The sequence below is a fragment of the Bacillus cereus group sp. BfR-BA-01441 genome, from assembly GCF_022663075.1.
Classification (GTDB): Bacteria; Bacillota; Bacilli; order Bacillales; family Bacillaceae_G; genus Bacillus_A; species Bacillus_A cereus.
The window spans coordinates 1-14,121 of the sequence record NZ_JAKUEU010000107.1; the positions used below are offsets into that span (position 1 = coordinate 1).

Consider the following 14,121-nt stretch of genomic DNA (forward strand, 5'->3'; position numbering starts at 1 on the left):
GTCATCTATTCAAGCTAAAAAAAGAAAGGCTCTTCAGCCCTTCTTCCTCTCTACGCGTTATTCTTAATTGTCTCTAACGTCGTTTTATCTGTTGTTCTTACAAGCTTCGTAATTAATTCTTTCGCCGCTGCATAATCATCAACATGTAAAATTGAAGCATGTGTATGAACGTAGCGCGCACAAACACCAATTACTGCTGATGGGATACCAGAGTTACTTGTATGTACACGGCCCGCATCTGTACCACCTTGTGAAATAAAGTATTGGTACGGAATGTTGTTTGTTTCTGCTGTATCTAAAATGAATTCGCGTATTCCTCTATGTGTTACCATCGTGCGATCGTAAATACGAAGAAGAGCACCTTTTCCTAATTGACCGAACTGTGTTTTGTCACCAGATGCATCGTTTGCTGGACTTGCATCAAGCGCATAGAAAATGTCTGGTTGAATCATATTTGCAGCGGTTTGCGCTCCGCGAAGACCTACTTCTTCTTGTACAGTAGCACCAGAATATAATGTATTTGGTAATGTTTCGTCTTTTAATTCTTTTAACAATTCGATTGCAAGACCACATCCGTAACGGTTGTCCCAAGCTTTCGCCATAATTTTCTTCTCATTTGCCATCGGTGTAAACGGGCAGATCGGCACGATTTGTTGTCCTGGTTTTACACCAATTTCAATCGCATCTTCATAACTATCTGCACCTATATCAATTAACATATTTTTTATATCCATCGGTTTTGCACGTTGCGCGTCACTTAATAAATGAGGAGGAATAGAACCAACAACCCCAATAACAGGACCATTCTTCGTCATAACTTGTACACGCTGTGCTAATAAAACTTGGCTCCACCAGCCGCCTAACGTTTGAAAACGAAGCATTCCGTTTTTCGTAATTTGCGTAACCATGAAACCTACTTCATCCATATGACCTGCTACAAGAACACGTGGGCCAGTTTCGTCCCCTTTTTTCAGACCAAATACGCTACCTAAACCGTCTTGTACAATTTCATCCGCATATTTGCTTAATTCTTGTTTCATAAAACGGCGTACATCATGTTCAAAACCTGATGCACCTTGTAATTCTGTTAACGTACGAAATAATTGCAATGTCTCTTTATTCACGAAGTCCCCTTCTTTCAAACCTTAGTAGAATACCTCTTTTATTGTAACGAAATTTTCGAAATGTTTCTAGTTTCTTCTTTTTTAGCTGTATTTGCTTTATAATTATTATTGGTACACTATTTTTATTTTATAGAATTGAGGTGAATATATGAGCTGGAAAGGTTTAGTAGCAGGTCTTGGCGTTGGGTTCGCAGCTGGTTATCTCGTTGCAAACAAAGTACAAGAACAATCCCATATTTCTTCAGAAAAAGCATTGAAAATGGTGAAACAAGCATTAAGTCATAAAGGTGAAATTACTGGCTCTTGGGTACATATGGTTCCAGAGACATTTGAAAAATATGATGTCGCATATGAAGTTTATCGCGGCGGTCTTACAACGATGTTAAATGATATACAAGAACGATTTGAATTTTTAGTTGATGCTAAAACAGGTACTGTTTTAGAGGTTATAGCAGCATAAAACGGAGGGTTCCCATTAGGTGAACCTCTTATTTTTTTGAAATTGCGGGTATTGATTAAAATTATATCAGCGATTTTTTAAATATATCGACTTACCGACAAAACCCGACAATAAAAAAGAAGCTGCTCCAATAAATATGATGGAACAACCTCCTATTTTTATGCTTCTATACTCGTTTTCCGTTCTATTTTTTCTACGATATGACCTTCCTCATTCCACTTCACAGCGCGATAATATGCGTCATGGTAAAACGTAAACCATGCCTCTTTTTCAGCACCATACTTCATCCATTTTTGTTTATTTTCAATCGAGGTCATCGGATAATCATCGTATGCCATTACCCATAATACATTTTGATGCGCGTGCGTCGGCAAAAGATCTGCTAAATGTAGCATCGTTTCCCCTTGACTCTCCAAAATGATGACTGCATGTCCATCACTATGCCCACCCGTATGTGCCATCTTGATTTCATCTGTAATTTCTATTTCTTGCTGGAACGTAACAACTTGATCTACAATTGGCTCCCAATTTTCCTTCCAATATGTATTACGTGATCTAATGTTTGGATTCTTCATTTCATTCCATTCTGTTTCACTTACGTAAACTTTCGCATGTGGAAATGCCGGTACAAGGTGATCATCTTCCCATTTTGTTAGACCAGATGCATGATCAAAATGAAGATGTGTCATCAAGACGTAGTCGATATCTTCAGGCTTTAATCCTAATTTTTCTAATGATTCATAAACCGATGATTCTTCTGTTACACCTTGATTTCGTTTCATCTTCTCATTCAGCTTACCGTTTCCTATCCCGGAATCAATGAGCATATTTCCGTCTTTCGTTTGCAAAAGTAACGGATCTGTTCGTAAATAAATATGATTTGTGTCATTATGTTTATATTTACGTGACCAAAGTACTTTCGGCACGACTCCAAACATTGCGCCTCCATCTAAATGTGTATTCCCGCCTTTTAACCACGTTACTTTTATATCTCCAATTTGTAACTGTTCCATTACACATCCCCCTTTTTAATTAATCTTAACATAAAATTCTGATTATTTTAGGTGTAAAAAAACCTACGCATTACTGCATAGGCTCTGTACGATATTTTGCTTCAACTCGGTAAATACGATGACCTTTACTAGAGAATTTCTCTTCGTATTCAGTCATGATGTTACCTTCAAAGTCGCTGTTATGAAGATCTAAGCTTAAGTACGTTAGTAACATACCATACTCAGCCATACTCATAAGAGAATATTCAAATAAACCTTGGTTATCTGTTTTGAAATGAATTTCTCCGCCTTCTACTAACACTTCTTCGTAATTACGTAAAAATGTTTTATACGTTAAACGACGCTTCGTATGACGTTTCTTTGGCCATGGATCTGAGAAGTTTAAATAAACGCGATCAATTTCACCTTTCGCAAAGAAAACTGTTAAATCTTCAGCATCTTTATTAATTAACTTTAAGTTTGGTAATTCTTCTTCAATTAATTTATCAAGTGCATCTACAACAACACTTGTGAATTTTTCAATTCCAATATAATTAATATGTGGATTCGCTTTCGCCATATCATACATGAAGCGGCCACGACCTGTACCTACTTCAATGTGAATTGGTTGTTCGTTTCCAAATACTTCTTTCCAGCTACCAGCGCGCTCCTCTGGGTTTCCGATTACGATATGTGAATATTCATTAATTCGATCCATTGCATACGGTTTATGTCTTAAACGCATAGATGTTTCCCTCTCTTTACATAGCTATTTTAAAGGAATAATTCCTTCTTTCTTTTTTAATCAATCTACCAAACAAAAAACCAAGTACGTACGAGCACTCGGTCCGTTTCTTTCAAGTATAAGATGTACCATTTTGATAAAAACTACATACAGCATTAAACATTCCATGACGAAACAGCTTTTTCTCTTACATTTGAAGAGAAAAACAATCGAAAGGATGATCCGTTCATGCCAATTAATCAACAACATCAATTAGAAGTGCTGAAAGATATTTTAGTCAACCACCAAAGTGATTGCTGCGGGACAGTTTCAGAATGCGAGCAATTAGAGCGCCTCATTCAATCGTTACTCGCAAACGATAATATAAGTAGTGACGCTAAAACAATGCTAAACGATGTATATTCTTATAGTCAATCGGGTAAATCTTCCTCTAATTTGGACAACCATATTTCCAATAATCAAGAACAACTTACTCAGTGGATTGCTGGAATGGACAATTTTTCTTAAGTATCATTCTGAAGCAAGTAGTTGCTGTAAATATTGATGCCAATATTCAGCTTCTGCTTGCTGTTTTTTTGTTGTATGCCATTGAATAGACAAAATCGTTTGTGCTATCACATACCATCTCATACGCCTAAGCAGCGATTCATCCATTTCAATATCATAGTAACCGAGCCACTCACTCCATTCCTGGCGCGGAATGTACCAATATAATAACATACCGAGGTCTAGAGCTGGGTCAGCAATTACAGCTCCATCCCAATCAATTAAAAACAATTCATCTTCATCCGACAATAGCCAGTTGTTATGATTTACATCACAATGGCATACAACGAATTCATTGTATTCAATAGCTTTTAATGAATCCATTAAATATTGAAGGCCTTGCTGAATTGTTTCATCATCCCTTATATCTCCTCTTAAAACGAGTTGCAGTTGTTGTAATAACTCTTGTGCGTGAAGCGGCTGCTTCCCAAGTCTTTGAATCATCTGTACAAGCGCTTTAGAGGAGTGTATTTTCTTCAAAAGTTTCGCAACACGTTCTAGTTTCATATCCTCTGGCTCTAGCTTCTGTCCCGGAAGCCATTTTTGAGCAGAAATTACATCACCATTCGTTACCCTTCTTGTCCAAAGTAATTTTGGAACAATTCCTTCTGCTGACAATACCGCTAAAAAGGGCGATGTATTCCGCTTTAAAAATAACTTCTGTTGTCCGTTTTGCGCAATATATGCATCGCCCGTTACTCCACCAGCCGGTACAAGACTCCACTCTTTTCCTAATAATTGTTCCAACCATTCCATATTCATTACCCGTTAACAAATCCTTATCTTTTATAGTTATGAAAAGAAAAACCGCAACATTTCTACACATGTTGTGGATTCATATATTTTACTGTAAATGAAAAGAAAAATTAGCCTAAGCCAAAAATCCTCTATTTTATTTTACAAAACCTGTCATAGAATGACAACTTATCAAAATCGTCACCTTTGTCAATTCTACATTTATTACATTCTCATCGTCAAGTAGCGATTTGTCACATTATCGTCAATATATACGTGCTAATTGGAGCGAGCTTAAGTTCCTTTCCTCTAAATGAAGAAATTGGCTCTATTTTCGCTTCGTTTTCGTTTACTAACACATGCCACGTTGCTTCTTTCGGAAGTTGCACAGTTTTAGCTTCTAAACCGCTATTAAATAAGACGATAATCTCTTTCCATGGCCCAAACGTTTCTGCATGCTCTAGGTGATATGCAAGTACTTCTGTAGATGTTTGTAAAAAAGTCATATGTTTTTTTATAAGGTCTGCGCTTTGTAATCGGAATGCCCCATGCTCTTTACGAATCGCAATTAAACCTTTTATATAGTTAACAGTCTCTATCTCTTTCTCTTTTTGATCCCAATCTAATTGATTGATCTCATCATTTGCATTATAACTATTTTCATTTCCTTTCTTCGTACGATAAAACTCTTGCCCTGCGTGTAAGAAAGGAATGCCTTGTGAAAGAATAACCATTGCGCTCGCTAACAGGTGACGTTTTTTCAAAATCGTTTCTGATTCTTCATTACTGCGCACTAGTTTATCCCACATCGTCATATTATCATGACATTCTACATAGTTAATGCTTTGCGCTGGCTCTAGAAACAGCCCTGTTTCTTTCATACTTAAAAGACTTCCTGCTGCAATATACTGCAAATGATTACAGTCTACATGCCCACCAAATGCAAAACCACGCTTATTTATATGAAATGTACTCCCTTTTATCCCATCACGAAATTGATCATTAAACTGCGCGATATGTGGCATTTTCTTCGCATTATTTAACGTTGCTTTTTCTTTGGCAGGAAGCGGTGTTTGTAAATCCCATCCTTCTCCTAATAACAAAGCATCTCGTTTTATGTTTCGCACTTCTTTTTCTATCATATTCATTGTATCAACATCTAAAATTCCCATTAAGTCGAATCGGAATCCATCGACATTGTATTCAGTAAGCCAATATAAAATAGACTCTACAATGAATTTCCTCATCATTTTCCGTTCAGACGCTATATCATTTCCGACTCCCGTCCCATTAGAAGGCATACCATCTTCACCATGACGAAAATAGTATCCTGGAACAAGCTTTTCAAATGATGATAGCTCTCTTTCATAAACATGATTATAGACAACATCTATAATCACCCTAATACCTTGTTCATGAAATGTTTCAATTAGTTGTTTGCACTCAACTATCCTGTTATACGGATCAGAGGGGTTTGTAGCATAATATCCTGTTGGTGCATTGTAATATAATGGATTATATCCCCAATTATAGGCGGACGAAGGATTCGCCTCATCTACACCACCGAAACAATATAAAGGTAATAGTTCAACATGTGTAACACCTAAATCTTTTATATGGGACAACCCTGTTAATGTCCCATTCCGTCCTGTTGTTCCCTCTTCCATCAATCCTTTATATGTTCCCTTTTGAATTACTCCACTATTTGGATGTATAGTCGCATCACGAATATGCAGTTCATACAATATGGCATCTGTCATTGATTGTAATGTTGGTAATCCCTCTCGTCTTGTTACATTCGTTTTTTCTAAATTGATAACAACACCATGTTTTCCATTTACCGTCACCGACTTTGCATAAGGATCTACAGCTTCGTTCCATATTAAATTAATACAAACGAGAAATGTATAGCGTGCTCCGTCTAAATCACCTTGTAATGTTTGAATCCAAACTCCGTTTTCTCCCCTGTACATTTCATGATCGGTATATTCTTTATCGCTCTTATAAATTCTTACTTTCGCAAGCCTTGCAGTTGGGGCCCATACTTTAAATGTCGTTTCTTCTTTTTGATAAACAGCACCTAAATCTGTACCTTCGTAATAATACTTTTCATCGAAACTTTTTGTTCGAATAACAGCACCTATTTGTAAATCAGTTTCTTCATTCCGTTCATCTCGTACTGTATAATACTTCCCCACATCTAGCGGCTCTTCTATAAAGCACTCATACTTCGTTGCATCTGGAAGCGCAATAGTATGAGCAATCGGTAAATCTTTCACATTACTTCCTTCTTGCAAACGAAATGTCCGACTTGTTCCATACGCATGTGGGAGCAAAATTGTAATTTTATTCATTTCATCTAAATAGGCATCAAATGGACGTTTTACTTTCAACATAAAAAAATCACCATCATTCTCAAAGTTAAAATAAAGTGAAACTTTAATGAGCGAGAAAATTTTTCCATCCTCACTTATTATTAGCCTTCACCAATTAGGCGAGATAAAATGAGCTGCAAATGATAAGGCTTTTCTTATCAACAAGACTCTATACAGTAACTCCATTCTTCTCTATAGTATATTCACCTGCATAAAAAACGTTTTCAACATTCTATTTTTGTAATTTTATTTCAGCAATCGATTTATACTTCGGGGTTTCTTTCACGTGGGATTCGTATAAAGTAATTGTATCTGCTTGAAATGATATTTCAGGCACTTCTTTTATACTTTCTAAACGAAACTTTTCTTCTCCTATCCATTTACGAGCAACGGTAATATGCGGGTGATATGGGCGTGTTTCTAGAGAAAATCCATTTTCTTCACAAATGGCATGTGTTTGCTTTTGCAACTGAAACAAATCGTGATTCTCACTTACCTTCGCCCAAAAAATACGAGGCTGATCTTCCCTACCAAACGTTGAAAAACCTTGTAATGTGAACGATAGTTCTTTTGTTTCTGCAATTGTTTGTAATCCATTCTTTATTCCCTCTAATTGTTCCCCCGTTGCACTCCCTAAAAATGAAAGGGTAATATGATAGTCTTCTTTATGTACCCATGAACGAAATTGTAATTCCTCTTGCATATCCTCTTTATAGTTAGACAGCATTTCTTTTATATGATTCGGTAACGTAATTGCGACAAAATAATGCAGTTCCATGTACATCTTCTCCTTCTTTTCTATTGTTGCTTTTCTTTCTTATCTCATTCAGGTAAAAAGAAGCCGCTCTCCAAAATAGAGAGCGGACATTATTTATATATCCATTACTTCGCTAATTCATGAATTGCTTGCGCGTAAATTGCTGTTGCTTTCAATAAGTCTTCAATTTCGATATACTCATCTTTTTGATGCGCAAGTTCTTCTTTTCCAGGGAATAGCGGGCCAAATGCCACACCAGCTTTTAATGAACGAGCATAAGTACCGCCGCCGATTGCTAATAGTTCTGCTTTTTCACCTGTTTGTTCTTCATACACACGTTGTAACGTACGGATTAATACGTGATCTTTATCGACGTGATGTGGGCGAGAATTAGAATAGTCAGCCACTTCAAAACCATGCGTACCAACATATTCTTTCAACTTCACAATTATTTCTTCAAAGTTAGTTGTAACTGGGTAACGTACGTTTAGCCCTAAGTTACCACCGTTTTCTTTCGTATAAGAAATGCGACCGACATTCACTGTTAACGGACCGCTAATTTCATCTTTGTAAGCAATAGTAGCTTTTTCACCAAAAATATCACCAGTAAATGTTTCTGTTGCAAATGTCGCAAATGCAGTTGCTTTTCCATCAAGTGAAACTGTAGTTAAGAAGTTTGCTAATAATAAACCTGCATTTTCTCCTTTTTCAGGAGTAGATCCGTGCGCTGAAATTCCTTCTATTTGCAACGTCACTGTATTTCCTTCTATAGTCGATTTCCCTATTTTTTTAGCAGTTTGTAAATACTCTTCATATGCTACTGTAAGTGCATTTACATCTTCTCCTGTGATAACTGCTTCTGCAAAATCAGGAACCATATTTAAACGGCGCCCTGAATCAAATGAAACAAGTTCATATGTACCTTTTTTCTCTTCACTACCATTTTGCACAACTTGTATATCAGAAATTCCTTTTTCTGCATTAATAATTGGAAAGTCTGCATCCGGTGCAAAACCAATTGTTGGCATTTCTTCATTTTTAAAGTAGTGATCTACACATTTCCAATTGCTTTCCTCATCTGTTCCTATAATCATACGAACACGTTTTGAAAGAGGTAAGCCTAATTCTTTCACAATTTTCATTGCATAATATGCTGCCATCGTTGGGCCTTTATCGTCAATTGCACCACGTGCAAAAATCTTTCCATCGCGAATATCCGCACTATATGCGGGAGTCGTCCAGCCATCTCCTTCTGGTACAACGTCAACGTGACAAAGAATACCTACTAATTCTTCTCCTTGTCCCATTTCAAGATGACCTGCATATCCTTCTAAATTTTTAGAAGCAAAACCTTCAGCTTCTCCTTTATGTAACATGAAAGATAGAGCTTTTTCTACACCTTCACCGAATGGTGCGCCCTCTTTCGCAGATTCTTCTTCCCATACACTTTTAATTTGTAAAAATTGTTGTGTATCACGAATTAAATCATCTTTTCGTTTTGCAACTTCTTCTGTCCAATTAATCGCTGACATCACGCATCCATCCTTCACTATATTGTTTCTTTCATCATAACAAACAGAAATCTCTTATGCCATACACGAAAACTAAATACCGAACAATTGTAATATTTCAGATATTTCTTATTAGTTTTTCTTTTGTTTTTTCAAAAAAATTTGCAGGAATTTGGCGTTTTACGTAGAATTTTATGTGTTAGTTGACTGACCATATATACAATGTCAACTACCAATATTTTTCTATATGAATATTTGTTAAATTTCTGTAAAATTTAAGTAGATTAAAGCATGAATTTTATCATGTAGAGTACAATGGTAGTAACGACCTTCTTTCCTGAATGGGGTCAAAAAAACTAGTAGAGGAGTGGTTTTCTCTTGAAACCTACAACTACTCGTATGCTAACACGCATTAAATCAATTTATATGTACATCAATGAAAACGGAACGGTAACGACGAAAGACCTTGTAGATGAGTTCGGGATCACACCGCGAACGATACAACGTGATCTAAATGTGTTGCAGTTTAATGAACTCGTGTATAGCCCTTGCCGCGGTAAGTGGACAACAACAGGAAAGAAAGTGAGAATGACCTCATAACGAAAAATAATTGTATGGTAAATAATAAATACATACCCCTTTCTAATAATTAGAAAGGGGTCTTTTCTGCGCCTATAAAGGTACTACTTTTCAGTATCTACTTGATATGTTTTTAACATTTCTACTTCTTCATCTGTTAGCTCTCGGTATTGTCCAAGTTCTAGTTCTTCATCTAATACTAACGGACCCATCTCTGTTCTCTTTAGGTAGACTACTTTTTTTCCTACCGCTTCAAACATACGCTTCACTTGATGGAATTTCCCTTCCGTAATCACAAGCTCAATTTCAGAAACATCATCGCTTTTCAATATTGTAAGTGCACCTGGCTTTGTTTCATAGCCATCGTCTAAAATAACACCTTTAGCAAATTCTTTTACATCCTCTTCTGTTACTACTCCTGCAACGTGTGCATAATATTTTTTCGGCACATGCTTTTTCGGAGATAATAATTGATGTGATAACTTCCCATCATTTGTTATCAATAAGAAGCCTTCCGTATCGATATCAAGTCGTCCAACTGGGAACGGATCAAAGATTGCATCTTCTAATTCTAATAAATCTATTACTGTTTCATGATTATCATCTTCCGTCGCTGAAATAACACCTTGTGGTTTATGCATCATTAAGTAAACAAATTCTTTGTATTCCACAACTTCACCGTGAATCATAACTTCTTGCTCTTCTACATTTACATGAACTTTCGCATCTTTTACTGGCGTTCCATCAATTTTCACAACGCCATCTTTCAATAATTTCTTTACTTCTTTTCTACTTCCATATCCCATATTTGCTAATAATTTATCTAATCTCACGTTTTTCACCTTCTTTATTTATCATAGAAAAGGGGACGTAATTACGCCCCTCTTGATTTCAACTTTATTTTAAATCTACTACCAAGTTTACGTTGAATTTTATCTAATGCTTCTCCACCAAATACTCTTTCAAGTACTCCTGTGCGAATTGCTAACAATCCGTAAACAAGACCGCCAATACCTGCACAAATCGCAACTGTTATAAGAGCACCAATACGGCCATCAGGCGAAATCATGAAGGATAGAATCCATTGTGATAGTTTTACAGCAACGACCATTATAAGTGTCAGTACTGCAATTTGGAATGTTCTTTTATATACAACACCGAATGAATAGTGTGCGTATTTTTTAATTTGTTGATTTGTGTACCAAACAGAAGCTAAGAAACCAACTGCTGTCGCTAGAATTGCTCCTACTGTACCGAAATAACGAATAAAGATTACGTTACATACAAATTTCAAAATAACGCCCATTATAAGCGCAATAATCGCATGCTTCTGCTGGTTAATACCTTGCAGGATTGCTGCTGTTACTGTAAATAAAGCGAATAACAACGCAACTGGTGCATACCACATTAATACTTGTCCACCTAGTGGATCTGAATCGTAAAACGCAGTATAAATTGGATATGCAAGTGAAGAAATACCGACAACTGCTGGCAATGTTAAAAACATATTTGCCTGGAATGTTTGTGTAATTTGTAATTTCAAATAGCGGTATTGTTTTTCAGTAAATGATTTTGTGATTGCTGGTACAAGCGTTAAACTAAACGCTGTTGCAAGTGATACAGGAATCATAATTAACTTATGCGTCCACATTGTGAAAATACCGAGAGCTCGCTCTGCGATATCACCTTGACCAATCGCCTGCATAATTGAGTTAAATGTCAATGTATCAATTTGTTGATATAAAGGAATTGTTAACCCAATTACAACGTAAGGAATCGCATATGCAAATAACTCTTTAAACAATTGAACGGTGCTTACTGTTGATTCTGGTACAGTTTGTTCAATTAAATATTGATCCAAATATTTTTTACGTTTTAGCCAGTACCAAATTAACACACCGAGTGCTCCAACCGCTGAAACGAACGCAGCAAATGTCGCTACTCCAACTGCTGTTGCAACTGTACCGCCAAGTACTTTAATAACGATAAAACTACCTGCTAATAAAAAGACGATACGAATAATTTGTTCAATAATTTGTGAAACGGTAGTTGGTCCCATAGACTGGTGACCTTGGAAATAACCACGAATTAAACTCGCTGCTGGTACAACAATAAGCGCGAAGCTTACAAGACGAATGATCGTCGTAACTTCTCCTACATTATTGTGTATACTTTGTTTACCAAGCATCGCTTCTGCAAACAATGGCGCCGTCATATACAGTACTAGGAACGAAAGAACTCCTGTTACTATCATCATAACCATTCCCGAGCGGAACATTCTCCGGCTCGTTTTATAATCGCCAAGCGCATTATATTTGGAAACAAATTTTGAAACAGCAAGTGGCACACCTGCCGTTGCGATACTTAAAAAGATCGTATATGGAATGTATCCATATGTATAGAGCGTTCCGCCTTCTGTTCCTACTAATGCATGAAACGGAAAGACGTAAATCATGCCTAAGAACTTTACTAAAAATGTCCCTAGCGTAACAATAAGCGTTCCGCGCAGAAATTTCGAATCGGACATACAAAAATCCTCCTACATCTACATAAAGTGAAACTATAATTAGTTGGAGACTTCTCTCCTACTCCTTATTAGTTGAACCATTCGAGCATTTACAGGCTAACAGACTCCCTATTTACTTCTCCTAAATCTTGAGGTTTTAGTCTTATCGCCTACAAATGGCAGGATAGTGCTGAACTCTAACTTTTGTATTGTACCACAATTCTCTCATTAAGCAGTACTTCACTCTATTTTTCTTTTAAGGGAAAACATGCTATTCTTTTAGGCAGGAAATGTAGAAAATGAGGTCGATATATTATGCATTATGATGTTATTGTCATCGGCGGCGGTCCTTCTGGGCTAATGGCTGCAATTGGTGCTGCAGAAGAAGGCGCAAATGTCTTACTTCTTGATAAAGGAAATAAACTTGGGCGTAAACTTGCAATTTCTGGTGGCGGACGCTGTAACGTAACGAACCGTCTACCACTTGATGAAATTGTTAAACATATACCAGGAAACGGTCGCTTCTTATACAGCGCTTTTTCTATTTTTAATAATGAAGATATTATTACATTCTTCGAAAATCTCGGTGTTAAATTGAAAGAAGAAGACCACGGTCGCATGTTCCCTGTGTCAAACAAAGCACAATCTGTTGTAGACGCACTTTTAACACGATTAAAAGACTTAGGTGTAAAAATTCGTACAAATACGCCTGTTGAAACGATTGAATATGAAAATGGTCAAACAAAAGCAGTTATACTGCAAACAGGCGAAGTGTTAGAAACAAATCACGTCGTTATCGCTGTTGGCGGAAAATCAGTTCCTCAAACTGGATCTACTGGAGACGGATATGCTTGGGCTGAAAAAGCGGGTCATACAATCACAGAATTATTCCCAACAGAAGTACCTATCCTTTCAAACGAGCCGTTTATACGTGACCGCTCATTACAAGGTCTTGCTTTACGTGATATAAACTTAAGTGTATTAAACCCGAAAGGAAAAGCTATCATTTCTCACAAAATGGACATGCTCTTCACTCATTTCGGCCTATCTGGACCTGCTGCTCTTCGCTGTAGCCAATTCGTCGTGAAAGCACTGAAAAAGTTTAAAACGAATACAATACAAATGAGTATTGATGCATTGCCAGAGGAAAATAGTGAACAACTATTTCAGCGCATGCTGAAACAAATGAAAGAAGATCCGAAAAAAGGAATTAAAAACGTTTTAAAAGGTTATGTTCCTGAACGTTACTTCCTATTCTTATTAGAAAAAAATGAAATTGACGGCAGCGAACAAGCTGGACAAGTTTCTCACGAAAAGATTCGTGCACTTGTGAAAGACTTTAAAGAGTTTACTGTGAATGTAAATGGTACGCAGTCAATTGAAAAAGCATTCGTTACTGGCGGCGGTGTATCCGTGAAAGAAATTAATCCGAAAGAAATGTCTTCTAAATTTACGAACGGCTTATATTTCTGCGGAGAAGTTCTTGATATTCATGGTTATACTGGTGGCTATAATATTACATCAGCCCTTGTTACTGGTAGAATTGCCGGAACGACAGCTGGAGAAAACGCGAAAATGCAGTATTAAAAAAGAAACAGGGATTCCTGTTTCTTTTTTTATAGGTACATGAAATTATATGAGCGATTCCGCAACTTATATCGGCTATTTTCCAAATTTATCAGCGATTCTGCAACTTATATCGGCGATTTCCCAAATATATCGACTTACCGACAAGAAACGACAAATATAGGCTCCACTTAACTTCCCATTGCTTTTTTGTTGCTTTATATA

At 36.7% G+C, this 14,121-nt stretch carries 13 protein-coding genes; 4 read left to right on the forward strand and 9 right to left on the reverse strand.

Annotated features, from left to right (window positions below):
* Positions 1 to 50 precede the first annotated feature (50 nt).
* Positions 51 to 1,124, reverse strand: a complete 1,074-nt coding sequence (locus tag MR107_RS26600; RefSeq protein WP_001031514.1) for a M42 family metallopeptidase — start codon at positions 1,122 to 1,124, stop codon at positions 51 to 53.
* 148 nt (positions 1,125 to 1,272) lie between these two features.
* On the opposite strand from MR107_RS26600, the gene MR107_RS26605 reads away from it, so the two are divergent.
* On the forward strand, positions 1,273 to 1,584 hold the full coding sequence (locus tag MR107_RS26605) for a PepSY domain-containing protein (RefSeq protein WP_000118543.1): 312 nt from the start codon (positions 1,273 to 1,275) through the stop codon (positions 1,582 to 1,584).
* A 158-nt stretch (positions 1,585 to 1,742) separates the two neighbouring features.
* On the opposite strand, the gene MR107_RS26610 is transcribed toward MR107_RS26605, so the two are convergent.
* Together MR107_RS26610 and trmB are read right to left on the reverse strand one after the other, a co-directional pair.
* Positions 1,743 to 2,597, reverse strand: coding sequence for a YtnP family quorum-quenching lactonase (locus MR107_RS26610; RefSeq protein WP_088362720.1), 855 nt, complete (start codon positions 2,595 to 2,597; stop codon positions 1,743 to 1,745).
* 70 nt (positions 2,598 to 2,667) lie between these two features.
* The gene (gene trmB, locus MR107_RS26615) at positions 2,668 to 3,321 is read right to left on the reverse strand and encodes a tRNA (guanosine(46)-N7)-methyltransferase TrmB (RefSeq protein ID WP_001239385.1); all 654 of its coding nucleotides are present in this window, start codon (positions 3,319 to 3,321) and stop codon (positions 2,668 to 2,670) included.
* A 228-nt stretch (positions 3,322 to 3,549) separates the two neighbouring features.
* Between trmB and MR107_RS26620 the strand changes: the two genes are divergently transcribed.
* On the forward strand, positions 3,550 to 3,828 hold the full coding sequence (locus MR107_RS26620; RefSeq protein WP_001122235.1) for a YtzH-like family protein: 279 nt from the start codon (positions 3,550 to 3,552) through the stop codon (positions 3,826 to 3,828).
* Between the two features lie 3 nt (positions 3,829 to 3,831).
* On the opposite strand, the gene MR107_RS26625 is transcribed toward MR107_RS26620, so the two are convergent.
* From MR107_RS26625 to pepV, 4 genes are all read right to left on the reverse strand, one after another.
* The gene (locus tag MR107_RS26625) at positions 3,832 to 4,629 is read right to left on the reverse strand and encodes a phosphotransferase family protein (protein WP_001986674.1); all 798 of its coding nucleotides are present in this window, start codon (positions 4,627 to 4,629) and stop codon (positions 3,832 to 3,834) included.
* Positions 4,630 to 4,856: 227 nt separating this feature from the next.
* Positions 4,857 to 6,998, reverse strand: coding sequence for a type I pullulanase (gene pulA / locus MR107_RS26630; RefSeq protein ID WP_000921750.1), 2,142 nt, complete (start codon positions 6,996 to 6,998; stop codon positions 4,857 to 4,859).
* A 211-nt stretch (positions 6,999 to 7,209) separates the two neighbouring features.
* Positions 7,210 to 7,755, reverse strand: coding sequence for an RNA 2',3'-cyclic phosphodiesterase (gene thpR / locus MR107_RS26635; RefSeq protein WP_242292911.1), 546 nt, complete (start codon positions 7,753 to 7,755; stop codon positions 7,210 to 7,212).
* A gap of 104 nt (positions 7,756 to 7,859) precedes the next feature.
* A complete protein-coding gene (pepV, locus tag MR107_RS26640) occupies positions 7,860 to 9,266 on the reverse strand; it encodes a dipeptidase PepV (RefSeq protein ID WP_071740223.1) in 1,407 nt (468 codons plus the stop codon).
* A gap of 357 nt (positions 9,267 to 9,623) precedes the next feature.
* Between pepV and MR107_RS26645 the strand changes: the two genes are divergently transcribed.
* A complete protein-coding gene (locus MR107_RS26645) occupies positions 9,624 to 9,845 on the forward strand; it encodes a DeoR family transcriptional regulator (RefSeq protein WP_000805512.1) in 222 nt (73 codons plus the stop codon).
* A gap of 83 nt (positions 9,846 to 9,928) precedes the next feature.
* Here the strand turns inward: MR107_RS26645 and MR107_RS26650 are convergent, their stop codons facing one another.
* Positions 9,929 to 10,657 (reverse strand): pseudouridine synthase, encoded by a 729-nt coding sequence (locus MR107_RS26650; protein WP_048656115.1) that lies wholly within the window; start codon positions 10,655 to 10,657, stop codon positions 9,929 to 9,931.
* A gap of 41 nt (positions 10,658 to 10,698) precedes the next feature.
* Positions 10,699 to 12,351 carry a putative polysaccharide biosynthesis protein gene (locus tag MR107_RS26655; RefSeq protein ID WP_001284028.1) on the reverse strand — a complete coding sequence of 551 codons (1,653 nt, stop codon included), beginning with the start codon at positions 12,349 to 12,351 and terminating at the stop codon, positions 10,699 to 10,701.
* 294 nt (positions 12,352 to 12,645) lie between these two features.
* On the opposite strand from MR107_RS26655, the gene MR107_RS26660 reads away from it, so the two are divergent.
* The gene (locus MR107_RS26660; RefSeq protein ID WP_000558859.1) at positions 12,646 to 13,917 is read left to right on the forward strand and encodes a BaiN/RdsA family NAD(P)/FAD-dependent oxidoreductase; all 1,272 of its coding nucleotides are present in this window, start codon (positions 12,646 to 12,648) and stop codon (positions 13,915 to 13,917) included.
* Positions 13,918 to 14,121: the final 204 nt, after the last annotated feature.

What these genes read in the sequence shown, in the direction of transcription:
- MR107_RS26605 (WP_000118543.1), top strand. Translation starts at nt 1,273, where the DNA reads ATGAGCTGGAAAGGTTTAGTAGCAGGTCTTGGCGTTGGGTTCGCAGCT.
- MR107_RS26610 (WP_088362720.1), bottom strand. Translation starts at nt 2,597, where the DNA reads ATGGAACAGTTACAAATTGGAGATATAAAAGTAACGTGGTTAAAAGGC.
- trmB (WP_001239385.1), bottom strand. Translation starts at nt 3,321, where the DNA reads ATGCGTTTAAGACATAAACCGTATGCAATGGATCGAATTAATGAATAT.
- MR107_RS26620 (WP_001122235.1), top strand. Translation starts at nt 3,550, where the DNA reads ATGCCAATTAATCAACAACATCAATTAGAAGTGCTGAAAGATATTTTA.
- MR107_RS26625 (WP_001986674.1), bottom strand. Translation starts at nt 4,629, where the DNA reads ATGAATATGGAATGGTTGGAACAATTATTAGGAAAAGAGTGGAGTCTT.
- pulA (WP_000921750.1), bottom strand. Translation starts at nt 6,998, where the DNA reads ATGTTGAAAGTAAAACGTCCATTTGATGCCTATTTAGATGAAATGAAT.
- thpR (WP_242292911.1), bottom strand. Translation starts at nt 7,755, where the DNA reads ATGGAACTGCATTATTTTGTCGCAATTACGTTACCGAATCATATAAAA.
- pepV (WP_071740223.1), bottom strand. Translation starts at nt 9,266, where the DNA reads ATGTCAGCGATTAATTGGACAGAAGAAGTTGCAAAACGAAAAGATGAT.
- MR107_RS26655 (WP_001284028.1), bottom strand. Translation starts at nt 12,351, where the DNA reads ATGTCCGATTCGAAATTTCTGCGCGGAACGCTTATTGTTACGCTAGGG.
- MR107_RS26660 (WP_000558859.1), top strand. Translation starts at nt 12,646, where the DNA reads ATGCATTATGATGTTATTGTCATCGGCGGCGGTCCTTCTGGGCTAATG.